24 protein-coding genes and 1 tRNA gene are annotated in these 22,009 nt (G+C 67.5%); 9 read left to right on the plus strand and 16 right to left on the minus strand.

Translation table 11 applies throughout. The annotated features are described in order from the left end of the window. Positions 1-37: 37 nt before the first annotated feature. Genes KOF26_RS14435 through KOF26_RS14455 form a run of 5 tightly spaced genes read left to right on the plus strand, consistent with a single transcriptional unit; the run spans position 38 to position 4,378 of the window. Positions 38-1,135: a sugar phosphate isomerase/epimerase family protein gene (locus KOF26_RS14435; RefSeq protein ID WP_216326452.1), complete on the plus strand. Its 1,098-nt coding sequence runs from the start codon at positions 38-40 to the stop codon at positions 1,133-1,135. Then, entirely contained in the window at positions 1,132-1,635 is a 504-nt protein-coding gene (locus KOF26_RS14440; RefSeq protein WP_216326455.1) for a hypothetical protein, read from the plus strand. The genes KOF26_RS14435 and KOF26_RS14440 overlap by 4 nt, the downstream gene beginning before the upstream one ends. 37 nt (positions 1,636-1,672) lie before the next feature. Next, the gene (locus KOF26_RS14445) at positions 1,673-2,770 is read left to right on the plus strand and encodes a sugar phosphate isomerase/epimerase family protein (RefSeq protein ID WP_216326458.1); all 1,098 of its coding nucleotides are present in this window, start codon (positions 1,673-1,675) and stop codon (positions 2,768-2,770) included. Continuing rightward, a complete protein-coding gene (locus KOF26_RS14450) occupies positions 2,767-3,264 on the plus strand; it encodes a hypothetical protein (protein WP_216326461.1) in 498 nt (165 codons plus the stop codon). Before KOF26_RS14445 ends, KOF26_RS14450 begins: the two co-directional genes overlap by 4 nt. 13 nt (positions 3,265-3,277) lie before the next feature. Beyond that, positions 3,278-4,378, plus strand: coding sequence for an SMP-30/gluconolactonase/LRE family protein (locus KOF26_RS14455; protein ID WP_216326465.1), 1,101 nt, complete (start codon positions 3,278-3,280; stop codon positions 4,376-4,378). A gap of 63 nt (positions 4,379-4,441) precedes the next feature. Here the strand turns inward: KOF26_RS14455 and KOF26_RS14460 are convergent, their stop codons facing one another. From KOF26_RS14460 to rpsD, 8 genes are all read right to left on the minus strand, one after another. Beyond that, entirely contained in the window at positions 4,442-5,434 is a 993-nt protein-coding gene (locus tag KOF26_RS14460; protein WP_216326468.1) for a LacI family DNA-binding transcriptional regulator, read from the minus strand. 562 nt (positions 5,435-5,996) lie between these two features. Then, positions 5,997-6,072, minus strand: a tRNA-Lys gene (locus KOF26_RS14465). Next, positions 6,073-6,576 (minus strand): 2-amino-4-hydroxy-6-hydroxymethyldihydropteridine diphosphokinase, encoded by a 504-nt coding sequence (gene folK / locus KOF26_RS14470; RefSeq protein WP_216326471.1) that lies wholly within the window; start codon positions 6,574-6,576, stop codon positions 6,073-6,075. A gap of 8 nt (positions 6,577-6,584) precedes the next feature. Further along, on the minus strand, positions 6,585-7,436 hold the full coding sequence (locus KOF26_RS14475) for a D-amino-acid transaminase (RefSeq protein ID WP_216326474.1): 852 nt from the start codon (positions 7,434-7,436) through the stop codon (positions 6,585-6,587). A 4-nt stretch (positions 7,437-7,440) separates the two neighbouring features. Next, complete coding sequence (locus tag KOF26_RS14480; RefSeq protein ID WP_216326477.1) at positions 7,441-7,947, minus strand: TlpA family protein disulfide reductase; 507 nt, start codon at positions 7,945-7,947, stop codon at positions 7,441-7,443. A gap of 95 nt (positions 7,948-8,042) precedes the next feature. Continuing rightward, positions 8,043-8,891, minus strand: coding sequence for an N-carbamoylputrescine amidase (gene aguB / locus KOF26_RS14485; protein ID WP_216326480.1), 849 nt, complete (start codon positions 8,889-8,891; stop codon positions 8,043-8,045). Continuing rightward, positions 8,888-9,877, minus strand: a complete 990-nt coding sequence (locus KOF26_RS14490; RefSeq protein ID WP_216326483.1) for an agmatine deiminase family protein — start codon at positions 9,875-9,877, stop codon at positions 8,888-8,890. Before KOF26_RS14490 ends, aguB begins: the two co-directional genes overlap by 4 nt. Before the next feature lie 110 nt (positions 9,878-9,987). Next, positions 9,988-10,602 (minus strand): 30S ribosomal protein S4, encoded by a 615-nt coding sequence (gene rpsD / locus KOF26_RS14495; protein ID WP_216326488.1) that lies wholly within the window; start codon positions 10,600-10,602, stop codon positions 9,988-9,990. Positions 10,603-10,793: 191 nt separating this feature from the next. Between rpsD and KOF26_RS14500 the strand changes: the two genes are divergently transcribed. Continuing rightward, positions 10,794-11,108 carry a chorismate mutase gene (locus KOF26_RS14500; RefSeq protein ID WP_216326493.1) on the plus strand — a complete coding sequence of 105 codons (315 nt, stop codon included), beginning with the start codon at positions 10,794-10,796 and terminating at the stop codon, positions 11,106-11,108. Here the strand turns inward: KOF26_RS14500 and KOF26_RS14505 are convergent. The 8 genes from KOF26_RS14505 to murI form a co-directional block, all read right to left on the minus strand. Further along, on the minus strand, positions 11,099-11,362 hold the full coding sequence (locus KOF26_RS14505) for a hypothetical protein (RefSeq protein ID WP_216326495.1): 264 nt from the start codon (positions 11,360-11,362) through the stop codon (positions 11,099-11,101). The genes KOF26_RS14500 and KOF26_RS14505 overlap by 10 nt on opposite strands. A gap of 29 nt (positions 11,363-11,391) precedes the next feature. Further along, entirely contained in the window at positions 11,392-12,213 is an 822-nt protein-coding gene (locus tag KOF26_RS14510) for an RNA methyltransferase (protein ID WP_253201470.1), read from the minus strand. 104 nt (positions 12,214-12,317) lie between these two features. Next, the gene (gene nrdR, locus KOF26_RS14515; RefSeq protein ID WP_216326501.1) at positions 12,318-12,779 is read right to left on the minus strand and encodes a transcriptional regulator NrdR; all 462 of its coding nucleotides are present in this window, start codon (positions 12,777-12,779) and stop codon (positions 12,318-12,320) included. 3 nt (positions 12,780-12,782) lie between these two features. After that, positions 12,783-14,096: a serine hydroxymethyltransferase gene (gene glyA, locus KOF26_RS14520; protein ID WP_216326504.1), complete on the minus strand. Its 1,314-nt coding sequence runs from the start codon at positions 14,094-14,096 to the stop codon at positions 12,783-12,785. Further along, positions 14,093-14,551 carry a ribose 5-phosphate isomerase B gene (rpiB, locus tag KOF26_RS17210; RefSeq protein ID WP_253201471.1) on the minus strand — a complete coding sequence of 153 codons (459 nt, stop codon included), beginning with the start codon at positions 14,549-14,551 and terminating at the stop codon, positions 14,093-14,095. Before rpiB ends, glyA begins: the two co-directional genes overlap by 4 nt. Before the next feature lie 92 nt (positions 14,552-14,643). Continuing rightward, on the minus strand, positions 14,644-15,273 hold the full coding sequence (locus KOF26_RS17215; RefSeq protein ID WP_253201472.1) for a hypothetical protein: 630 nt from the start codon (positions 15,271-15,273) through the stop codon (positions 14,644-14,646). A 74-nt stretch (positions 15,274-15,347) separates the two neighbouring features. Then, the gene (gene hemA / locus KOF26_RS14530; RefSeq protein WP_216326508.1) at positions 15,348-16,562 is read right to left on the minus strand and encodes a 5-aminolevulinate synthase; all 1,215 of its coding nucleotides are present in this window, start codon (positions 16,560-16,562) and stop codon (positions 15,348-15,350) included. A 92-nt stretch (positions 16,563-16,654) separates the two neighbouring features. Further along, a complete protein-coding gene (gene murI / locus KOF26_RS14535; protein WP_216326511.1) occupies positions 16,655-17,452 on the minus strand; it encodes a glutamate racemase in 798 nt (265 codons plus the stop codon). Positions 17,453-17,628: 176 nt separating this feature from the next. Between murI and plsY the strand changes: the two genes are divergently transcribed. The 3 genes from plsY (at position 17,629) to topA (ending at position 21,976) form a co-directional block, all read left to right on the plus strand. Continuing rightward, positions 17,629-18,246: a glycerol-3-phosphate 1-O-acyltransferase PlsY gene (plsY, locus tag KOF26_RS14540; RefSeq protein ID WP_435876861.1), complete on the plus strand. Its 618-nt coding sequence runs from the start codon at positions 17,629-17,631 to the stop codon at positions 18,244-18,246. Positions 18,247-18,256: 10 nt separating this feature from the next. Beyond that, complete coding sequence (gene dprA, locus KOF26_RS14545) at positions 18,257-19,348, plus strand: DNA-processing protein DprA (protein WP_435876864.1); 1,092 nt, start codon at positions 18,257-18,259, stop codon at positions 19,346-19,348. 87 nt (positions 19,349-19,435) lie between these two features. Then, positions 19,436-21,976 (plus strand): type I DNA topoisomerase, encoded by a 2,541-nt coding sequence (gene topA, locus KOF26_RS14550; RefSeq protein WP_216326517.1) that lies wholly within the window; start codon positions 19,436-19,438, stop codon positions 21,974-21,976. The last annotated feature ends 33 nt before the right edge of the window (positions 21,977-22,009 follow it).

Below are 22,009 nucleotides of genomic sequence, written 5' to 3' on the forward strand. Positions count from 1 at the left end.
CGGTAAGTAAAAAACAATTTAGTTCAGAGAGGTCATCATGGTCGATATCTCCCGGCGCGGATTTTTCGCCAGCAGCGCGGCTGCCGGCGCCGCCGGTGCCCTGGGTCTGGGCGGCATGGCTGAGGCCGCCGGCCCGGCCGCGCCGATCGCCACGAAGAACGTTCCCGGCCTGCCGGACGTGTGGGGCCCGGATTTCCTCTACCAGTGGAGCCCGCCGGAAAATCTCAAGCGCGACCTGACCCCCGGCGGCGCGCTGATCCGGCTGAGCGGCCAGATCAATCCGCGACTGACGAGCGCGCCCGGCCAGGACTGGAACACGCTGTTCAAGACGCATCGCGACGCCGGCTACACTGCCATCGAGGCGGCGTCGGACACCTGGGTCAATCGCAAGTTCCCGGACTCCGAGGTGCGTGAGATCAAGGCCGCCCAGCAGGCCAATGACGTCATCTTCTACAACATCCACTGCGCCGGCAACATCATCGCCCCGGATCCCGACGCGGACCGCTGGCAGCGCCACATCATCGACACCATCCATGCCGCCGAGGAGTTCGGCGTGCCGATGATCCTGACCCATGTCGGCAGCATGTACCCCAACCGCAACATCGCCCATCCGCAGAACTGGAGCCGCGAGGCCTGGCAGCGCTCCGTCAATGCGCTGAAGCGGATCTGCAAGGACACCGCCGGCAGCAAGGTCGAGATCGCCATCGAGCCGGTCAACACCGAATCCATCAACAATCCCTGGGCGCAGAAGCGGCTGCGCGAGGATGTCGGCGATCCGCGCATCATGTCGGGCCTCGACATCACCAACATGGTCGCACCCAATGTCGCCTTCCGCATGACCGAGATGATCGACCTGACCTTCGACCTGCTCGAAGACCAGATTCGCTACGTGCATGCCAAGGACTTCGTCTGGAACGGCATGCTCGCCGGTCTCGACTGGGCGCTGCAGGGCACCGGCAATATGGACTATGAATTGTTCATGGCCCGCGTCAGCCGGCTCAAGCACAAGGAAGTGTTCATGCTGGTCGAGTTTCTTACCAGCAATGAGGATTATGTAATGGCGCAGCGCAACGTGCGCGCCATCGGCAAGAAAGTCGGCGTGAAGATTCACGGCACCCAGGGAGGGGCAGCATGAAGACGCATTTGATGATGTTAGCCGCCGGGCTGGCTCTGACCCCGTCACTGGCGATGGCAGCGCCTGATTTCAGCGGTACCTGGGTGCGCGACAACGCGCAGACCAGCCAGGAATCCTATCCGCTTTACTGGCTTGCCCGCACCACGCCGGCGCCCGCCTTCCGCCCCAACCAGGAGCTGGTCGTCCAGATCCAGCAGGCCAACGGCACGCTGACCGTGACCAACCCTACGGAGCCGCAGCGCCGCTACATGCTCGACGGCCGGCCGCATAGCGTGCGCACCGATACCGGCGTGCAGAAGGCCGACGTCACTGCCAGCCTCGGCGCGAACGCGCTGACCATCGCCACCGTGCAGCCCTATGGCGGCATGCCCGGCAATGTCAGCGCGACGATCACCGAGACCTGGCAATTGTCGCCGGACGGCAAGGTGCTGACCGTCTCGACCGTGCGCGCCTCGCCGGCGAAGCAGGAGACGATCAAGGAAGTCTACACCCGGCGGTGACGCCGTCACACCTTTACTCCAGTGCAAAGAGGTACCTATGGCCGACATTTCCCGGCGCGGTTTCTTCGCTAGCAGTGCGGCCGCCGGTGCCGCCGGCGCGCTCGGTCTGGCCGGCGCGGCCGAGGCCGCTGTCCCCGCCGCCCCGATCAGCACCAAGTCCGTTCCCGGGCTCCCGGACGTGTGGGGCTCCGACTTCCTCTACCAGTGGAGCCCACCGGAGAACGTCGCGCGCGATCTCACCCCGGGCAACGCGCTGATCCGCCTCAGCAGCCAGATGTCGCCGCGCCTGGCGAGCACGCCGGGCACCGATTGGAATGCGCTGTTCAAGGCGCAGCGGGACAATGGCTGGACGGCGGTCGAGACCGGCTCCGTCGGCTGGGTCAGCCGCAAGTTCGCCGATTCCGAAGTGCAGGAGATCAAGGCCGCGCTGAAGGCGAATGACGTCGTCTTCTACAATATCCATTGCGGCGGCAATATCATCGCGCCGGATCCCGACGCGGACCGCTGGCAGCGCCACATCATCGACACCATCCACTCCGCCGAGCAATTCGGCGTGCCGATGATCCTGACCCATGTCGGCAGCATGTATCCCAACCGCGACAACGCCCATCCGCAGAACTGGAGTCGCGAGGCCTGGCAGCGCTCCGTCAATGCGCTGAAGCGGATCTGCAAGGACACCGCCGGCAGCAAGGTCGAGATCGCCATCGAGCCGGTCAACACCGAGTCCATCAACAATCCCTGGGCGCAAAAGCGACTGCGCGAGGAAGTCGGCGATCCGCGCATCATGTCGGGCCTCGACATCACCAACATGGTCGCGCCGAATATCGCCTTCCGCATGACCGAGATGACCAACCTGACCTTCGACCTGCTCGAAGATCAGATTCGCTACGTGCATGCCAAGGACTTCGTCTGGAATGGCATGCTCGCCGGTCTCGACTGGGCGCTGCAAGGCACCGGCAATATGGATTACGAGCAGTTCCTCGCTCGTGTCAGCCGGCTGAAGCAGAAGGAAGTCTACATGCTCGTGGAGTTCCTCACCAACGATGCCGACTATGTCATGGCCCAGCGCAATATCCGCGCCATCGGCAAGAAGGTCGGCGTGAAGATCCACGGTACCCAGGGAGCGGCGGCATGAAGATACGGACGATGATGCTGGCCGCCGGCCTGATGCTGTCGCCGTCTCTGGCGATGGCCGCGCCGGACTTCAACGGCAGCTGGGTACGCGATCGGACCGCCTCCGACCCGTCTTTCTATCCGCTCTACTGGCTGGCACGCAGCACGCAGACGGCGGGCGGCAATCAGGAGCTGGTCGTTCAGATCCAGCAGACCGGCGGCACGCTGCAGGTCACCAATCCGCAGCGTCCGCAGCGGACCTACACGCTCGACGGCAAGCCGCACAGCGTGTCGACCGACACCGGCGTGCAGAAGGCCAACGTCACCGCCAGCCTCGGCGCCGATGCGCTGACCATTGCCACTGTCGGGCCTTATGGCGGCATGCCCGGCAATGTCTCGACGACCACCACCGAGACCTGGCGCCTGTCGCCGGACGGCAAGGTGCTGACCGTCTCGACGGTCCGCGCCTCCCCGGCCAAGCAGGAAACGCTCAAGGAAGTCTATAACCGCCGCTAACGGGAGTGCTGGTGTGACTCGTTCTCTTGGATCCGTGTCGCGCGCGCTGCTCGCGGCGTCGGTCGCGATGCTGGCGCTCGCCGCCTGCTCGGACAAATCGGCAGCAGACAATGCCGCCGCTGAAAACTCCGCCGCCAACCAGTCGGCGGTGGCTGCCACCGGGGGCGCCGTCGCCCCTGCCGAGGGCGCGTCCATCCAGCGTCTCGATCCCGCGCTCGACGCGATCATTTCGCCCGGCGCGGTGATCGAGAAGCTCGCCGGCGGTTTCGAGTTCGTCGAGGGGCCGCTGTGGCACAATAATGAGCTGTGGTTTGCCGACCTCACCGGCAACAAGCTCTATGCCGTGAATGATGAGGGCAAGCTGCGGACCGTGCTCGACAAGTCCGGCGGCCTCGATACGTTTCCGGCCGGTGCCTACCAGGGCTCGAACGGCATGGCTGTCGACAAGGACGGGCAGGTGCTGATGGGCCAGCATGGCCTGCGCCGCATTGCCCGGATCGGGCCGGACATGAAGCTCACCACCGTCGTCGATCGCAACGCCGACGGCGATCATATCAACAGCCCCAACGACATGGTCTTCGCACCCGACGGGGCCTTGTGGTTTACCGATCCGCCGATGGGCCTGCTCAAGCAGGATCAGGATCCGGCCAAGGAAGCCAAGTACAACGCCGTCTATCGCTTCAAGGACGGCAAGGCGGTGGCGATGATCAAGGACCTCAGCCGTCCCAACGGGATCGCCTTTTCGCCCGACGGCAAGAAGCTCTACATCTCCAATTCCGCGCCGGAGATGTTCGTCAATGTCTATGACGTCGGCGCCGACGGCACCCTGTCCAAGCCCAAGCGCTTCATCAGCTATCCGGGTCCGCTGCCGGATGACGTGCCCGATGGGCTGCGCGTCGATTCCCAGGGCAATGTCTGGACGACGGGCCCGGGCGGCATCCGCATCATCTCCGCTGCGGGCAAGGTGCTCGGCCAGATCAAGACGCCGGACAAGGCCCAGGCCAACCTCGCCTTTGGCGGGCCGGACGGGAAGAGCGTTTACATCACCGCGTCGAACAATGTGTATCGGCTGAAGGTGGCGGTGCCGGGCGAGAAGCCGCTCTACGGCAATTGATCACGGCAACCCGGACGAAGGAATGGGCCGCTCTCCCCGGAGGGCGGCCATTTTTTTCGTCGGTCAGCCGCGCGGCATGCCGGTCGTCGCCCGGATGATCAGCGAGGTCGGCAGCACGATATCGACCTCCGCGGTGTTGCCGCGCAGTTTGTCGACGAGCAGCAGGATGGCGCGATAGCCCAGTTCCTCGGTCGGCACCTTGATGGTGGTGAGCGCCGGCTCGTACAGGCTGGCGATGCGCTGATCGTCGAAGCCGATCACCGAGATGTCTCTCCCTACCTGCAACCCGACGCGGCTCATCGCGCGGATGGCGCCGATCGCGATCTCGTCATTGCCGGCGAACACGCCGGTCGGCAGCGGATTGCAGGTGAGCAGCGTCTCCATCGCCCGCTCGCCCCACGCCACGGCATAGTCGCCGGACAGATAGGGGAAGGCGGTCGGGTCCAGCCCGGCCTGCAGCATCGTCTCGTTGAAGCCCTCGCGGCGATGTTGCGCGATGACCTGCTTTTCGGGGCCGCCGATATGGGCGACGAGGCGGTGGCCCAGCGCCAGCAGATGGTTGGTTGCATCCATCGCGCCCTTGTGGTGATCGACGCGCACGGCGGGCGCATGCAGGCCCTTGATCTCTTCCAGCGCCGCTACCACCGGCGGCATCCGCTTCGTGCGCACCTTGAGCGCAGTCGGATCGGAGCTCGTCACCAGGATGACGCCATCGCCGCGGCGGCTGGCGACCTGGTCGACGAACAATTGCTCGCGCGCCACGTCGCGCTCGGTGTGGCCCATCACGACCGCGTAACCGGTCTCGCGCGCGCCGCGCTCGACGCCGCGGAACACGTCGAGGAAGAACGGGCTCAGCGTCGGCACGACCACATAGAGCAGCCGCGTCTCCTGGCGCCGCAGATCGCGCGCGATGAGATTGGGCTGGTAGCCGAGCCGCTCGACCGTCTCCAGCACGCGCACCCGCGTCTCGGCGCGCAGCATTTCGGGATGCGCCAGCGCGCGGGAGATCGTGGATGGGGATACGCCCAGTTGTGCCGCGACCTCCTTGATGGTCACCGATCGCGCGAGCTTGCGATGTTCCCTTGTCTCGTCTTCCACGTGCCGGATCGCTGCCGCTGGCCGTTTATCCAGAGTGAGCTTCGGCATTTTTCCTCGCTAGCTGATCGTGGGTGAGCCGTTATCGGCTTTCGGGAGCTTCTGACTGGAATGACCTGTCCCGTATTTCGTCCGGCGGGGGAACGGGAGTCGATCACTTTCAAATCCGCTTTGAAATGCCGCTTCCCTCTTGGCGTCATTCGCGACCTTATCCCGATGCTCCGGCTGCGAGAAAGTTGTTAAACCGCAATATCTTGCGGACCAGTAAGATCATTGCAAGCCTAGATTTCGCACAACGCGACAAGGTGATCAAGGTCGATCTTCCGAGGCTATTCACTGACAACGATTGTCGCCGCCGAATCATCGTTATTGTTACTGCGGTGTCGCGTGCGATGCTGTCGCCGCGGCGAACATCGGCGCGACAGCTGGGCCGTCGTAATGGCCTGTCGGAATGCTCTCGCAGGCGGGGACGAAAGACGGGGCTTCCGGTCTGGACAAGCGCCGCTTTGCCGGGATTGGCGTTTGGTGAGCCTGCCGGGATTCGAACCCGGGACCTACAGATTAAAAGTCCGTTGCTCTACCGACTGAGCTACAGGCTCTCACACGCGATGCGCCGCATTATGGGCCGGCCGGGCGCGGGTCAACCGGCTGTGAAGATGACGCACCGCGCGCGCATCCGCCGCCACCGGCCAATGCGCCGCGATCGCCAGCATCGGCACCAGTACGAAGGCGCGCCGCGCCAGTTCCGCGTGGGGGATGGAAAGGGCAGGGGAGCGCCACCGTCCGCCGCTCCACAGCAGCAGATCGATGTCGAGAACCCGGTCGCCCCAGCGCCGGCCGCGCCGCCGCCCGAAGGCGCGCTCCAGCCGTTTGACGCGCAACAGCAACCCCGGGGGCTCCAGATCGCTGGCAATGATCGCGGCGGCATTGGCGAAGCGGCGCGTGCCGGGGCCGAGCGGGGCGGTGTCGATGATCGCCGAGCAGGCGACGATGTCGACGTCGGCCGCCAGCGCGTCCAGCGCCGCCGCCAGTACGGCGCGCGGCGCCCCGTGCCGGCCGTGGCGCCGATTGCCGCCCAGACCGATGGCGTAGAGGTGCCGCATGCCGCCGTTCAGGCGCGCGCGGCAGCGATATAAAGTTCGCGCAGCCGGCGCGTGATCGGCCCGGGGCGGCCGTCCGCGATCACTTGCCCGTCGATCCGCGTCACCGGCAACACGAAGCTCGACGCGCTCGTTATCATCGCCTCGCGCGCGGCCAGCGCCTCGGCAATGGTAAAGGCCCGCTCCGCCACCGGGACGCCGTACTGCGCGGCCAGCGCCAGCACCGCGGCGCGGGTGCAGCCGTGCAGCAGCGCGTTGGACAGGCTGCGCGTCACCAGCGTTCCGGCCTCGTCCACGATCATCGCGTTGGAGGAGGCCCCTTCGGTGACGAAGCCGTCCTCCACCAGCCACGCCTCCTGCGCGCCGGCGGCAGCGGCGGCCTGCTTGGCCATTACCTGCCCGAGCAGCGCGACGCTTTTGATGTCGCGCCGCGTCCAGCGGAGCTCCGGCCAGCTGATCACCGACATGCCGGCCTCGACCGCGGGATTGGCGAGGAAATCGCGCGCCTGGGTGAACATTAGCAGGGTCGGCCGCATGCCGGCTCTGGGCAGGAAATCGCGGTCGTCAGTGCCGCCGCGGGTAAGTTGCAGGTAGATCAGGCCCCGCGTGATGCTATCCCGCGCAATCAGCTCCCGCTCCACGGCCGCGATGCCGGCGGCGTCCACCGGCAGGGGAATGCCGATCGCCCCGGCCGAACGCTCCAGCCGCGCGAGATGGGCGGCAGAATCGACCAGCCGGCCGTCGAGCACCGCCGTCACCTCATAGACCCCGTCCGCGAACAGGAAGCCGCGATCGAGCACCGGCACTTTGGCCTCGGCCAGCGGCAGATACTCGCCATTCAGCCAGGCGGTCCTCTGCGTCATGCATTCACGCCCATTGCGCCAGCCAGTCCGCCAACGCCTGCGGGGTCATCGAACGCGCGTCGGCGAGGGCGGCCGTGCGGCCCTCGTTGATGAGCTTGTCGTTGCGCGGATCGACGATCAGCAGCGAGGGCACGCCCTTGAGCCGGCCGGTAATGCCGTAATGGGCGGGAATCTGACCGTTCCTGTCGAACCGGCCGACGTCCACCGTCACCACCTCATAATGCTGCGCAACGAAGCGCCTGACTTCGGGCAATTCCATGATGCCGGCGAGCACCCGGCAGTCCGGGCACCAATTGCCGCCGAGGTCGATCAGCAGCTTCTTGTGCGTCGCCTTGGCCCGCGCCCGGGCGGCGGCGACGTCGCGGTCAGCGTTAGCGCCTTCGTGATAGGGCAGCGGCAGAGGCTGGGCGAGCTGATTGATCGTCTGGATCGACACGCGCGGCGCCGGCGCCGCGGCGAGCGGCGTCGCCAGCGAGGCGGCGAGGGCGAAAGCGAGGGCAGTCTGCTTCATCGGGTGTATCCCGTATCCGTTTCACTGCCCATGTAGAAGCGCCTGCGCGCCGCGCGGATCAATCAAGCCTTTCCTCGCCGCCGCCAAGACGGGCTTCACACATCCTGGGCAAGGCGGGCGTACAATTCCGGCCGCCGATCGCGGAAGAAGCCGAAGGCGGCACGGTGGCGCTTGGCGCGGGCGATATCCAGCGTCGCGGTCAGCACCCCCGTCTCGGTGGCGCCGAACTCGGCGAGCAGGTCGCCACGCTCGTCGCAGATGAAGCTATGGCCGTAGAAGGTCTGGTTGACCTCGGTTCCGATGCGGTTGGAGGCGACGACCGGCACGACGTTCGACACCGCATGGCCGATCATCGCCCGCCGCCACAGGCGGGAGGTATCGAGGCCGGGATCGTGCGGCTCGGTGCCGATCGCAGTCGGGTAGAGCAGAATCTCCGCGCCCATCAGCATCATCGAGCGCGCCGTCTCTGGATACCATTGGTCCCAGCACACGCCGACGCCGATCACCGTCTCGGCCGCGTTCCACACCTTGAAGCCGGTATTTCCCGGACGGAAATAGAATTTCTCCTCATAGCCGGGGCCGTCCGGGATGTGGCTCTTGCGGTAGACGCCGGCGACCTTGCCGTCAGGCCCGATCATCGCCAGCGAGTTGTAATAATGCGGCCCGTCCGCCTCGAAGAAGCTGGTCGGGATATGGACGCCCAGCTCGTCCGCCAGTTTCTGCATGGCGAGCACCGCCGGATGCGCCGCGACCGGCCGGGCGTTGGCGAACAGGCCCTCGTCCTCGACGCGGCAGAAATAGGGGCCTTCGAACAGTTCCGGCGGCAGGATCACCTGCGCGCCCTTGGCGGCGGCCTCGCGCACCAGCTCGGACACGGCGGCGATGTTCGCGCCGAGATCGTCGGTGAAGGCGAGCTGAAGGGCGGCGACGGTCACTTCGGTCATTGGCTGGGCACCTGCTGGCTGATGCAATGGAAGCTGCCGCCGCCGGTCAGCACATGGCCGGCCTCATGGCCGGTCACCACACGGTCCGGAAACAGCGCCTGCAGCGTCTCGACCGCCGCACCATCGTTCGGCGCGCCATAGAGCGGCAGGACGATGGCGGCATTGCCGATGTAGAAGTTCATGTAGGACGCCGGGATCGCCTTGCCATCCTCCTCGACGAGGCCGGGCGACGGCATCGCCACCACCTCGACGCCGAACGCCTCGGCCCGCGCCCGGGCATCCGCATAGACGTCGGCGTTGGGATCGTCCGGCCCGGCGGCGACCGGGATCAGCAGGCGGTTCGGCCCGACGAAGCGGGCGAGATTATCGACATGGCCGTCAGTGTGATCATTGGCCAGGCCCTCGCCCAGCCACAGCACGCGGTCGATGCCGAGATCGCGGGCGAGCCGCGCCTCGATTTCCCCGCGGGACAGGCCGGGGTTGCGATTGGGGTTGAGCAGGCATTGCTCCGTGGTGACGGCGAGACCGGTGCCGTCGACATCGATAGCGCCGCCTTCGAGGATCCAGTCGCAGCTCGCAGCGCTCAGGCCGAGGCCGCCGGCGAGCCGCGCGCCGATCGTGTCGTCGCCGGGCAGGTCATATTTGCCGCCCCAGCCGTTGAAGCCGAAATCGCGTGCCGCCCGTGCCGCCCCGTCCGAGACGATGATCGGCCCGGTGTCGCGCAGCCAGATATCGCCAAACGGCGCCACGATCACCTGCTCAGGCGAACCGTCGCCGAGCAGCGTCCGCGCCGCGATCGCCGCCTCCTCATGGGCGGCGACGAGCACGACCTGCTCGCCTTTGCCGCCGGCCGACACCGCGCGTGCGAACGCAACGACCTCCGCCTGGGCGGGGGCGAGATCGTCCACCCACAGCTCGCCATGGCTTGGGAAGCCGATCCATACGCTGTCATGGGACGCCCATTCGGGCGGCTGGCGGAAAATCATGTCGGGGCAATCTCCGGCACGGGGGGCCGCCTATATCGGCGGCATGTGACAAATGAAAAGGGGCGGCCCCGCGAGGAGCCGCCCCTTCCTGAATTCCTCGGGGGAACGGATCAGCGCGAGTAGAACTCGACGACCAGATTCGGCTCCATCTTCACCGGATAGGGGACCTCGTCCAGCGTCGGCACGCGCACGAAGCTGACCTTCGACGCGCTCTCCTGCGCGACATAGTCGGGCACGTCGCGCTCGGACAGGCTCTGCGCTTCCAGCACCAGCGCCATTTCGGACGCCTTCGGGCCAAGCTCGATCACGTCGCCGATCTTCACCAGGCGGGACGCGATGTTGCACTTCACGCCGTTGACGCGGACATGGCCGTGGCTGACGAGCTGGCGGGCGGACCAGATGGTCGGCGCGAACTTGGCGCGATAGACGATCGCGTCCAGCCGGCGCTCGAGCAGGCCGATCAGGTTCTGCGAAGTGTCGCCCTTCATGCGGGACGCCTCGACATAGGCCTTCTTGAACTGCTTCTCGGTGACGTCGCCGTAATAACCCTTCAGCTTCTGCTTGGCGCGCAGCTGGAGACCGAAGTCGGAGACCTTGCCCTTGCGGCGCTGGCCGTGCTGGCCGGGACCATATTCACGCTTGTTCACCGGGGACTTGGGGCGGCCCCAGATGTTCTCGCCCATGCGGCGATCGAGCTTGTGCTTGGCGCTATGGCGCTTCGACATGTAACGTCCTTCAATTGCGTTGGCCGGGCCGAGGCCCGATAATCCCGGAACCGCGCTGCTGATTTTCCATCGGAAAAGGCAGGGCCGCCGCTTCACCGGGGTGCGGGGCCAATTGCGAAGCGGCGCCTATGGCGTCACGGCCGGGCGGAGTCAAGCTTGCGGCGTGGGCGGTCCGGCTCCTACAGGGCCGCATGACCCAGGAAAACACCGTCCCCGCAGACCAGTGCACGACTATGGCCGAGGTGCGCGCCGGGATCGACGCGCTGGACCGCCGCATCGTCGCCCTGCTGGCCGAGCGGCTGCGCTTCATCGAGGCCGCCGCCCGCATCAAGCCGCAGCGCGATCATGTGCGCGACGAATGGCGCAAGGCCGACGTCATCGCCAAGGCATGCGCCACCGCCGCCGCCCATGACTTTCCCGAGGCGCTGGCCGCCGCGGTGTATGAGGTGCTCGTCGAGGGCTCGATCGCCTATGAGTTCGAGCGGTTCGACGCCCGTCAGGGCTGACCGTTCGGGCCGTTCAGCTGCAGCTGCGGCGGGGGGACGGCGGGGGCATTGGCCCGGTTCGCCTTGGCGATTTCGGCCCACTCCGCCGCCGTGTGGCATTCCCGCTTCGGCCGCATGAACGACCCCGTCTTCGCCTCCTGCGAGCGACAGAGCTTCTTTTCGGGAGCGGTGGACGGTTGTCCCTCCGGCACCTGCGCCGAAGCAGCAGCGGCCATGCTGGCCAGGAGGAGGGCGGCGAGGGCGGGCAGGCGCATCGTCTATCCTTTCGGGGTTGCAGATCCAATCAGCGCGCCCGCGGGCGCTCCAGAGCGCTGAGCACGCCGCGCAGCGTGCGCACTTCCTGCGTGCTCCAGCCCGGCTTGGTGAGCACGGAGCGCAGGGTGCGCCGTGTCGCCGGCACGCGGTCCGGCGGGTAGAAATAACCGGCGCCTTCAAGCATCTGATCGAGATGCTCGACTAGCCCGTCCAGCTCCGCCTGCGGCGCGGGCGGATCGGCCTGGATGAGCGTCGGCTGGGCGAGCGCCTCGCCCTTGGACCATTCATAGGCGACAAGGATCACCGCCTGGGCGAGGTTGAGCGAGCCGAATTGCGGGTTGATGGGCGCGGTGATGATCGCGCGCGCCACGGCGACATCGTCGGTCTCCAGCCCGGAGCGTTCCGGCCCGAACAGGATCGCGGTGCGCCCGTCCTGCCCTCGCATCTCGCGCGCTGCCTCTTCCGGGGTGAGCACCGGCTTGACGAGCCCGCGTCGGCGGACGGTGGTGGCATAGACATGGGCGCAATCGGCAATGGCCTCGGCCAGCGTGTCGTGGACGCTTGCGCCTTCGAGTACGATGTCCGCGCCCGACGCCGCCGGCCCGGCCGCAGGATTCGGCCAGCCGTCGCGCGGGGCGACGAGGCGCAGCTCGGTCAGCCCGAAATTCAGCATCGCGCGCGCCGCCTTGCCGATATTCTCGCCGAGCTGCGGCTGGACGAGGACGATGACGGGCTTCGCGGTGCTTTCCATCTCTCTCCGTTCGCTTCCACCCTCAACGACCGGCTTGCGAGCCGCCTCGCTGATCGCCACCCCGTCGCCGCGGGCCAACGCGTCCTTCGTCGTGCGCATTGCAAGCATTCCAAATAAGCCGTTCGCTCCGAGTAGGGGCGGCACTTCGACAAGCTCAATGCCAACTCAGGGCAAACGGGATTTATCAGCGGCGAGCAATGCGCTCACCCCCGCCCGGCCTCGCTCACCTGCCCGGCGAAGTCCTCGAAGTCCTTTGCCTCGGCGAAGTCCTTGTAGACACTGGCAAATCTTATATAGGCCACGCTGTCCAGCCCGCGCAGCCCTTCCATCACCAGCGCGCCGATGCGCGTCGAGGTGATCTCGTTCTCGCCAAGCGTCTCGATCTGGCGCTGGATGCCGGTGGCGAGGCGATCGAGCTTCTCCGGCGGCAGGCCGCGCTTGCGGCAGGCAATGGCGATCGAGCGTTCCAGCTTCCCGCGCTCGAACGGCTCGCGCCGGCCGTCCGACTTGACGATCGTCACCTCGCGCAGCTGCACCCGTTCGAACGTGGTGAAGCGCGCCCCGCACGCCTCGCACTGGCGCCGACGGCGGATCGCCGCCCCATCTTCCGAGGGGCGGCTATCCTTCACCTGGCTGTCCTCATGGCTGCAGAACGGACAGCGCAATCGTCAGAACCCCTGGTAGATGGGGAAGCGCTCGCACAGCGCGCGGACGCGGGTGCGCACCTCGGCTTCCACCGCCGGGTCGCCAGCTTCGCCCTTGTCGCGCAGGCCGTCCAGCACATCGGCCACCATGTCGGCGATGTCGCGGAACTCCTTGACGCCGAAGCCGCGGGTGGTGCCCGCCGGCGATCCGACGCGGATACCGCTGGTCTTCACCGGCGGCAATGGGTCGAACGGCACGCCATTCTTGTTGCAGGTGATCGCCGAGCGCTCCAGCGCCTCGTCGGCATCCTTGCCGGTGACGCCGAGCGGGCGGAGGTCGACCAGCGCGAGATGGGTGTCGGTGCCGCCGGCGACGAGATCGGCGCCACGCTCCTTGAGGCGGGAGGCCAGCGCCTTGGCATTGTCGATCACCGCTTGCGCATAGGTCTTGAATTCCGGCTGCAGCGCCTCGCCGAACGCCACCGCCTTGGCGGCGATGACATGCATCAGCGGCCCGCCCTGCAGGCCGGGGAACACCGCCGAGTTGATCTTCTTGGCGATCGCCTCGTCATCGGTGAAGATCGCGCCGCCGCGGGGCCCGCGCAGCGTCTTGTGGGTGGTGGTGGTGACGACATGGGCGTGGCCGAAGGGCGTCGGGTGCACGCCGGCCGCGACGAGGCCGGCGAAATGGGCCATGTCGACCATGAACTTCGCGCCGACCTCCTCGGCGATGGCGCGGAAGCGGGCGAAATCGATATGGCGCGGATAGGCCGAGCCGCCGGCGATGATCAGGGTCGGGCGATGCTCCCGGGCGAGCCGCTCGACCTGATCGAAGTCGATCAGGTGATCCTCCGGCCGCACGCCATATTGCACTGCATTATACCATTTGCCGGACAGCGCCGCCTTGGCGCCGTGCGTCAGATGGCCGCCGGCATCGAGGCTGAGGCCCATGATGGTGTCGCCGGGCTTGGTCAGCGCGAGCATCACCGCGCCGTTCGCCTGCGCGCCGGAATGCGGCTGGACGTTGGCGAAGCCGCAGCCGAACAGCTGCTTGGCGCGATCGATCGCCAGCTGCTCGACCTCATCGGACGGATGGCAACCCTGATAATAGCGTTTGCCGGGATAGCCCTCGGCATATTTGTTGGTGAACACCGAGCCCTGCGCCTCGAGCACCGCACGCGAGACGATGTTCTCCGAAGCGATCAGCTCGATCTGATATTGCTCGCGCTCCAGCTCGTGACGGACGCCGGCGAACACCGCCGGGTCGGCATCGGCGAGGCCGCGGGTGAAGAAGCCGTCAGGCTGGACCTGGTCGAGCGTGGTCGGGTTGCTGCTCATGATGGGTCCTTTGCGAGCTGGGGGTTGGAGAGCTGGTCGACACGGGCGGCGTGGCGCCCGCCCAGGAAATCGGCACCGAGGAATGCGGAGATGCAGGCCTTGGCCATCTCCTCCCCGGTCAGCCGCGCACCGAGCGCGATGACGTTGGCATTGTTGTGCTCCCGCGCCAGCCGGGCGGAAAGCGGCTCCGAGACGAGCGCGCAACGGCAGGCCGGCTCCCGGTTCACGGCGATGGAAATGCCGATGCCGGAGCCGCAGATGGCGATGCCGCGATCCGCCGCGCCATTGGCGATGACGCGCGCCAGACGATAGCCGTAATCGGGATAGTCGACCGAGTTCATGTCGTGGGGGCCGAGGTCCTCGACGTCATAGCCGCCGTCGCGCAGCCAGTTGGTGAGCGCCGCCTTGAGGGCGACGGCGGCATGATCTGAAGCGATGACGATGCGTTCGGCCAAGACGCGGACTCCGGCGATTCGGTGTGGCGCCTCTCTAGGACCGGCGGGCGATTTAGGCCAGCATCGCGCTTCGCCGCCGCGAATCGGGCGGCTCAGAGCGGCCTGCCATCCTTGTCGAGCAGCTCCAGCCTGTAGGCGCAGCCATAGAGCGTCTTGCCGGGATCGGTGGAGACGTTGGAGATGGACCGCGCGACGGTCTGGCGGGAGCGCCACCGGTCGCCATCGGGCGGGTCGGTGACGTCGGAGATCACGCGCTCGCCCATGAATTTGCGGAAGGTGATTTCCTGTTCCATCTGTTCGCGCGTGGCCCGGCCCGAGGCGACCACGGCCTCGATCAGCGCGTCCGGGTCCATGAGGTTCCTGACATTCTCCACACGCGCGATCTCGCTCGGATCGGCGAGGTCGAGCACCGCCAGCACCGCGCCGGACGCGAAGGCGATGCGCCGCGTCATGTAGCTGCCCGCCACCGTGATCGGGGAGGGCAGCTCGAACACCGCCAGAAAGGCGTTCTTCGTCTCGACCTTCGCCCAGCCGCGGCGGGCGACGATGCCGTCCTCGCCCTCCAGCGCGAAGCCGAAGCTCATGAATTGCGCCGCCGTCAGCCGGCAGTCGATCGCATCGAGCAGGTCCGCCGAATGCGGGTCGAAATCGTCGGCACAGGCAGGCGCCGGGGCCGCGATCAGCAGGGCGACAAGGACGGACGACAAAACAAGGCGCTTCATGGCGCCGCGGTACGCCCATCTTCGATGGGATCAAGCCGGAAACGCGATGCGATCCAGCCCGAATGTCGATACGGTCACGCGGCCAGGCGCATCTCCATGCGATCCCACACCTCGACGAGTGCGGCGACGAGCTCGCGCATCATCTCTTCATTGTGGCTCGGACCGGGGGTGAAGCGCAGTCGCTCGGTGCCGCGCGGCACCGTCGGATAATTGATCGGCTGCACATAGACGCCATATTCCGCCAGCAGGATGTCGCTGACCTTCTTCGCCTTCACCGGATCGCCGACCATCAGCGGCACGATATGGGTCGTCGAATCCATGACCGGCAGGCCGGCTTCGCGCATCATCGCCTTCAGCCGGGCAGCGGCCGCCTGTTGACCATCGCGCTCCTCGGACGAGGATTTGAGGTGGCGCACCGAGGCGAGCGCGCCCGCCACCAGCACCGGCGACAGGCTGGTCGTGAAGATGAAGCCGGGGGCGTAGCTGCGGATCACGTCGATGATCATGCGATCGGCGGCGATATAGCCACCCATCACGCCGATCGCCTTGGCCAGCGTGCCCTCGATGATCGTCAGCCGGCTCGCCACCTCGTCGCGATCCGAAATGCCCCCGCCGCGCGGGCCATACATGCCGACCGCATGGACTTCATCGAGATAGGTGAGCGCCTGATATTTGTCGGCGAGGTCGCAGATCGCCGCGATCGGCGCGACGTCGCCATCCATGGAATAGACGCTCTCGAACGCGATCAGCTTGGGCGTCTCGGGATCCTCGGCGGCGAGCAGCTCTTCGAGATGGGCGAGATCATTGTGCCGGAACACCCGCTTCTCGCAGCCGGAATTACGGATGCCGGCGATCATCGAGGCGTGGTTCAGCTCGTCCGAGAAGATCACGCACCCCGGCAGCACCTTGCCGAGCGTCGCCAGCGTCGCCTCGTTCGAGACATAGCCGGAGGTGAACAGCAGCGCCCCTTCCTTGCCGTGAAGATCGGCGAGCTCATTCTCGAGATCGATATGATAATGGGTGTTTCCGCCGATATTGCGGGTGCCGCCGGAGCCGGCGCCGACATCGTGCAGCGCCTCTTCCATGGCGGCGATCACCTTGGGATGCTGGCCCATGGACAGATAATCGTTGGAGCACCAGACCGTGATCGGCTTCGGGCCGTTATGCCCGGCGAAGCAGCGCGCATTGGGGAACATGCCCTTGTTGCGCAGGATATCGATGAACACCCGGTAGCGGCCCTCGGCATGGAGCCGATCGATCGCCTGCGTGAAAACGCGCTGATAGTCCAAGTCAGGGCCTCCCCTAGATCGCGCGCTCTTACGGATAAATTGCCCCGGTTTCCAGTAAGAACGGCTCGCAAATGTCTTGATGAGATTGATCGCTACAATATCTCCGTACGCCCCAGTTCATAACCGGCGAGAGACGAACGCAACCTATCCAGCGACGGATCGGCGCGGGTGAACACCGCGATGCCCTCGCCGGGGGCGTCCGGCCAACCCTGCCCATGGGTGAGATGGGCGATGCGCCGCGCGATGCCGGGCCCGCCGTCGACGAAGGCGAGGGGCCGGGGGGCGGCGGCCGCCAGCTCGTCCGCGACAAGCGGGAAATGGGTGCAGGCCAGCACCATCGCGTCGATGCGCTCGCCGCCGGGCTGATCGAGCAGGCCGGCCAGCACCGCGCGATAATCGGCGGGATCGGTGTCTTCCCCGCGAAGCTTCGCCTCGGCCAGCTCGACCAGCCGCGCCGAGCCGTGGCGCAGCACCAGGCAGTCGCTCGCGAACTCAGCGGAGAGGCGGTCGACATAGGGCTGGCGGACGGTGGCCTCGGTGCCGAGCACGCCGATGGCGCGATTGCGGCTGAGTTCGGCCGCCGGCTTGATCGCCGGCACCGTGCCGACCACCGGCAGGTCCAGCGCCGCGCGCACCGTCGGCAGCGCGATCGTGGACGCGGTGTTGCACGCGATGACGACGAGTCGCGGGCGATAGCGCTCGACCAGCCGGCCGAGCAGCGCCGGGACCCGCGCCGCGATCTCGGCCTCGGTTTTCCGCCCGTAGGGAAATCCGGCATTGTCGGCGGCATAGACGAGCGGCGCGTTCGGCAGCAGGGCGCGCGCCGGCGCCAGCACGGAAAGCCCGCCGACGCCGGAATCGAAGAACAGAAGCGGGCGCTGGTCGGCCATGGGCGGCGATCTAGGGCCTGGGGCGGGCAACGGCAACGGCAACGGCAACGGCAACGGCAACGGCAGGGCAGCGGCAACGGCCTGCCTCCCGGCCAAGCCGGGCCGCCTTCCTTGTCCCCCGTCATTGCCAGCGTGGCGGGTGCGTCCTATCAAGCATGGGCTCTCGGGGAGATGATGTGGACGGAGCGAACTGGATCGCGCCGGCGATCGCACTGCTGATCGGCTATCTGGCGGGCTCGATTCCCTTTGGCGTGCTTCTGGTAAGGCTGGCCGGCGCCGGCGACCTGCGCGCGATCGGATCGGGCAATATCGGTGCCACCAACGTGTTGCGCACCGGCCGCAAGGGCCTCGCCGTCGCGACCCTGGTCCTTGACGCGGCCAAGGGTGCGGTGGCGGTGCTGCTCGTCTCTCGTCTGTGGCCGCACAGCGAGCTGGTCAGCGACGAGATGATCGCTGCGGCCGGCGGTGCCTTCCTCGGCCATCTCTACCCGGTCTGGCTGCGTTTTCAGGGCGGGAAGGGCGTCGCCACCTATCTCGGGCTCGCGCTGGCGATGCATTGGCCGTGCGGCGTGGTGTTCGCGGCGGTGTGGATTTCGGCGCTGCTGATCACGCGTTTCTCCTCGGTCGGCGGGATGTCGGCGGCGGTGATGGCGCCGGTCACGGCGGCGCTGTACGGCCTGTTTTCGCTGGCCATCCTGTTCCTCGTTTTCACGTTGCTCCTGCTGTGGAAGCATCGCTCCAATCTCGAGAGGCTGTTGGCGGGCACGGAGCCCCGCGTCGGCTCCGGTGGCTGAAGGCGAGGGCATCGATCCAGCTGTGCGCGCCGATCGCATCGCGCGCCTCCGCTTGCTGCGCACCCCCCGCATCGGGCCGGTGACGTGGCGTCAGCTCGTCCTGCGCTACGGCAATGCGGCCCGCGCGATCGAGGCGCTGCCCGCCCTCGCCCGCGCCGGCGGAGGCGCTCCGCCGGCCGTCGCCAGCATCGCGGCGATCGAGCGCGAGGTCGCTGCCGTCGAGCGGGCGGGCGCGCGCTACCTGTTCCTCGGCGAGCCCGGCTATCCGCCGCTGCTCGGCGAGATCGGCGATGCGCCGCCGGTGCTGGTGGCACGCGGCCGCTCCGGCCTGCTCGCCCGGCCGGCGGTGGCGATCGTCGGCGCGCGCAACGCGTCGGCCGCCGCCTGCCGCTTCGCCCGGCAGATGGCGCACGACCTTGCCGCGCGCGGCGTGCCAGTGGTGTCCGGGGTGGCGCGCGGCATCGACACGGCGGCACATCAGGGCGCGCTCGATGGTGGCACGGTGGGCGTCGTCGCGGGCGGTATCGACATTGCCTATCCGCCCGAAAATGCCGGGCTGCAGGAGGACATCGCGAGCCGCGGCCTGCTGCTCGCCGAACAGCCGCCGGGCACCGAGCCGCGCGCCCGCCACTTCCCCTATCGCAACCGCATCATCGCCGGCGTGGCGCAGGCAACGCTGGTCGTGGAGGCGGCGCCGAAGTCCGGGTCGTTGATCACGGCGCGCCACGCCGCCGAATATGGGCGCGAGGTTCTGGCCGTGCCGGGCTCGCCGCTCGATCCGCGGGCGCAGGGCTGCAATCTGTTGATCCGCGAGGGCGCGACACTGGTGCAGAGCGCCGACGACGTGATCGAGATGCTCCGGCCGGTCGATCCCCACGGGCCCGCCGATCCGGGGCGTGGCTACGCGCCGCCACCGCCCGCCGGCGCCGGCGATGCCGAGCGGCGGTGCGTCATCGGCCTGCTCGGCCCCGTGCCGGTGCCGGTCGACGAACTGGTCCGCCAATCGGGGGTGGCGCCGGCGGTGGTACAGACCGTGCTGCTCGAGCTGGAGCTTGCCGGCCGGCTCGATCGCCATGCCGGCGGCCGTGTCGCGCTGTCGTAACGATCGGGGGCGATAGGGCCGGCCCTTGACGGCGGCACGGAGGCCTCCCCACCATCGCGCACGTACGTGAAGGGAATGTCATCACCCATGAAGCTCGTCGTCGTCGAATCCCCCGCCAAGGCCAAGACCATCGAGAAGTATCTCGGCCCGGGCTACCGGGTGCTTGCCTCCTATGGCCATGTCCGCGATCTGCCCGCCAAGGACGGTTCGGTGAACCCGGACGAGGGCTTCGCCATGGAATGGGAAACCTATGCCGACAAGGCGAGCCGGCTGAAGGCGATCTCCGACGAGGCCAAGACCGCCGACAGCCTGATCCTCGCCACCGACCCCGATCGCGAGGGCGAGGCGATCAGCTGGCATGTGCAGGAGGTGCTGAGGAAGCGCCGCGCGCTGCCGGGCCATGTCGAGCGCGTCACCTTTAACGCCATCACCAGGCAGGCCGTCACCGAGGCGATGGCCAATCCGCGCGCGTTGGATGAGGATTTGATCGACGCCTATCGGGCGCGCCGCGCGCTCGATTATCTGGTCGGCTTCACCCTCTCGCCGGTGCTGTGGCGCAAGCTGCCGGGGGCCAAATCGGCCGGCCGCGTGCAGTCGGTGGCGCTGCGACTCGTCGTCGAGCGCGAGCGCGAGATCGAGCTGTTCCGCGCCCAGGAATATTGGTCGGTCGCCGCCCGCATGGAGCAGGACGGCGTCGGCTTCATCGCGCGCCTCGTCCGCTGGAAGGGCGAGAAGCTGGATCGCCTGTCGATCGGCAATGCCGGCGCCGCGGAGCAGGCGAAGGCCGATGTCGAGGCCGGCCGCTTCTCGGTGGCCAGCGTCGAGACCAGGCCGCTCACCCGTAATCCGCCGCCGCCGTTCACCACCTCGACCCTGCAACAGGAAGCCGCGCGCAAGCTGGGCTTTTCGGCCAGCCACACGATGCGCGTCGCCCAATCGCTCTACGAGGACGGGTTCATCACCTACATGCGGACCGACGGCGTGCAGATGGATCATTCGGCCATCTCAGCGGCGCGCAAGGCGGTCGCCGATCGCTATGATGCGAGCTATGTGCCCGATGCGCCGCGGGTCTACACGACCAAGGCCAAGAACGCGCAGGAGGCGCACGAGGCGATCCGCCCCACCGACTTCTCCCGCGATCGCGCCGGATCGGGCGATCACGCCCGGCTCTACGAGCTGGTGTGGAAGCGTGCGCTGGCCAGCCAGATGGCCTCCGCCCGGCTGGAGCGCACCACCGTCGACATGACCGACGGCACCGGCCAGCACGGGCTGCGCGCCACCGGGCAGGTGGTGCTCTTCCCGGGTTATCTCGCGCTCTATGAAGAGGGTCGCGACGACGAGGGCGACGAGGACAGCCGCCGCCTGCCGCGTCTCGGCGAAGGCGATGCGCCGGCCAGGAAAGGCGTCGATGCCGAGCAGCATTTCACCCAGCCGCCGCCGCGCTATTCCGAGGCTTCGCTGGTCAAGAAGATGGAGGAACTCGGCATCGGCCGTCCCTCGACCTATGCCTCGATCCTGCAGACGCTGAAGGATCGCGAATATGTGCGGATCGACAAGAACCGCTTCCATCCGGAGGAGAGCGGCCGGCTGGTGACGGCGTTCCTCGAGCGCTTCTTCCCGAAATATGTCAGCTATGATTTCACCGCCGAACTGGAGGACGAGCTGGACGATATCTCCGGCGGCCGCGCCGAGTGGCAGAAGGTGCTCGAGGCGTTCTGGCGGGATTTCAAGCCGAAGACCGCCGAGGTGATGGAGCAGAAGCCGTCCGAGGTGACGGCGGCGCTGGACGAGTTCCTCGCCCCGTTCCTGTTTCCGGACAAGGGCGACGGCAGCGATCCGCGCCTGTGCCCGAGCTGCGGCGTGGGGCGGCTGTCGCTTCGCGGCGGGCGGTTCGGCGCGTTCATCGCCTGCTCCAACTATCCGGAGTGCAAGTTCACCCGCCGCTTCGCGCAGGCCGGGGAGGCCGCCAATGACGACACCGGCCCGGTGGTGCTCGGCACCGATCCGGAGACGGGGCAGGAGGTGAGCCAGCGCTCGGGCCGGTTCGGCGCCTATTTCCAGCTCGGCGACGGCAAGGAGGCCAAGCGCGCCTCCGTGCCAAAGGATATGCCGAAGGAGTCGATCGACCTCGACATGGCGCTGCGCCTGCTGTCGCTGCCGCGCACCATCGGCGATCACCCCGAGACGGGCAAGCCGATCACCGCCTCGATCGGCCGCTTCGGCCCCTATCTGGCGCATGACGGCAAATATGCCCGGCTGGCGTCCACCGCCGAAGTGTTCGAGACGGGCATGAACGCGGCGGTGGCCAAGCTCGCCGATGCGGCCAATGGCGGCGGCCGGCGCTCCGGCTCGCGCGAGCCGCTGAAAGTGCTCGGCGCGCACCCAGAGACGGGGGTGGAGCTGAAGGTGATGGAAGGCCGCTTCGGCCCCTATGTCACCGATGGCACGACCCATGCCACCATTGCCAAGACCACCGATCCGCAATCGCTGACGCTGGAGCAGGCGGTGGCGATGATCGCGGAGAAGGCGGCCAAGGGCCCGGCCAAGGGCAAGAAGAAGGCCCCGGCCAGGAAGGCGCCGGCCAAGAAGCCGGCGGCGAAGAAGGCGACCGCGAAGAAAGCCGGCTGAGGGGGGGCGGGGCCCCCTCACTGCCGCTGTCAC

It is taken from the genome of Sphingomonas quercus (assembly GCF_018863195.1).
In the GTDB taxonomy this organism is placed as follows: domain Bacteria; phylum Pseudomonadota; class Alphaproteobacteria; order Sphingomonadales; family Sphingomonadaceae; genus Solisphingomonas; species Solisphingomonas quercus.

Bases quoted from the DNA above. Each gene is read 5' to 3' on its own strand.
- aguB (WP_216326480.1), bottom strand. From the start codon at position 8,891: ATGACCGAAGTGACCGTCGCCGCCCTTCAGCTCGCCTTCACCGACGAT.
- KOF26_RS14475 (WP_216326474.1), bottom strand. From the start codon at position 7,436: ATGACGCAGAGGACCGCCTGGCTGAATGGCGAGTATCTGCCGCTGGCC.
- KOF26_RS14480 (WP_216326477.1), bottom strand. From the start codon at position 7,947: ATGAAGCAGACTGCCCTCGCTTTCGCCCTCGCCGCCTCGCTGGCGACG.
- glyA (WP_216326504.1), bottom strand. From the start codon at position 14,096: ATGAGCAGCAACCCGACCACGCTCGACCAGGTCCAGCCTGACGGCTTC.
- KOF26_RS14505 (WP_216326495.1), bottom strand. From the start codon at position 11,362: ATGCGCCTGCCCGCCCTCGCCGCCCTCCTCCTGGCCAGCATGGCCGCT.
- KOF26_RS14450 (WP_216326461.1), top strand. From the start codon at position 2,767: ATGAAGATACGGACGATGATGCTGGCCGCCGGCCTGATGCTGTCGCCG.
- folK (WP_216326471.1), bottom strand. From the start codon at position 6,576: ATGCGGCACCTCTACGCCATCGGTCTGGGCGGCAATCGGCGCCACGGC.
- KOF26_RS14510 (WP_253201470.1), bottom strand. From the start codon at position 12,213: ATGCGCACGACGAAGGACGCGTTGGCCCGCGGCGACGGGGTGGCGATC.
- murI (WP_216326511.1), bottom strand. From the start codon at position 17,452: ATGGCCGACCAGCGCCCGCTTCTGTTCTTCGATTCCGGCGTCGGCGGG.
- topA (WP_216326517.1), top strand. From the start codon at position 19,436: ATGAAGCTCGTCGTCGTCGAATCCCCCGCCAAGGCCAAGACCATCGAG.
- KOF26_RS14435 (WP_216326452.1), top strand. From the start codon at position 38: ATGGTCGATATCTCCCGGCGCGGATTTTTCGCCAGCAGCGCGGCTGCC.
- KOF26_RS17215 (WP_253201472.1), bottom strand. From the start codon at position 15,273: ATGAAGCGCCTTGTTTTGTCGTCCGTCCTTGTCGCCCTGCTGATCGCG.
- KOF26_RS14500 (WP_216326493.1), top strand. From the start codon at position 10,794: ATGACCCAGGAAAACACCGTCCCCGCAGACCAGTGCACGACTATGGCC.
- KOF26_RS14490 (WP_216326483.1), bottom strand. From the start codon at position 9,877: ATGATTTTCCGCCAGCCGCCCGAATGGGCGTCCCATGACAGCGTATGG.
- KOF26_RS14445 (WP_216326458.1), top strand. From the start codon at position 1,673: ATGGCCGACATTTCCCGGCGCGGTTTCTTCGCTAGCAGTGCGGCCGCC.
- rpsD (WP_216326488.1), bottom strand. From the start codon at position 10,602: ATGTCGAAGCGCCATAGCGCCAAGCACAAGCTCGATCGCCGCATGGGC.
- KOF26_RS14440 (WP_216326455.1), top strand. From the start codon at position 1,132: ATGAAGACGCATTTGATGATGTTAGCCGCCGGGCTGGCTCTGACCCCG.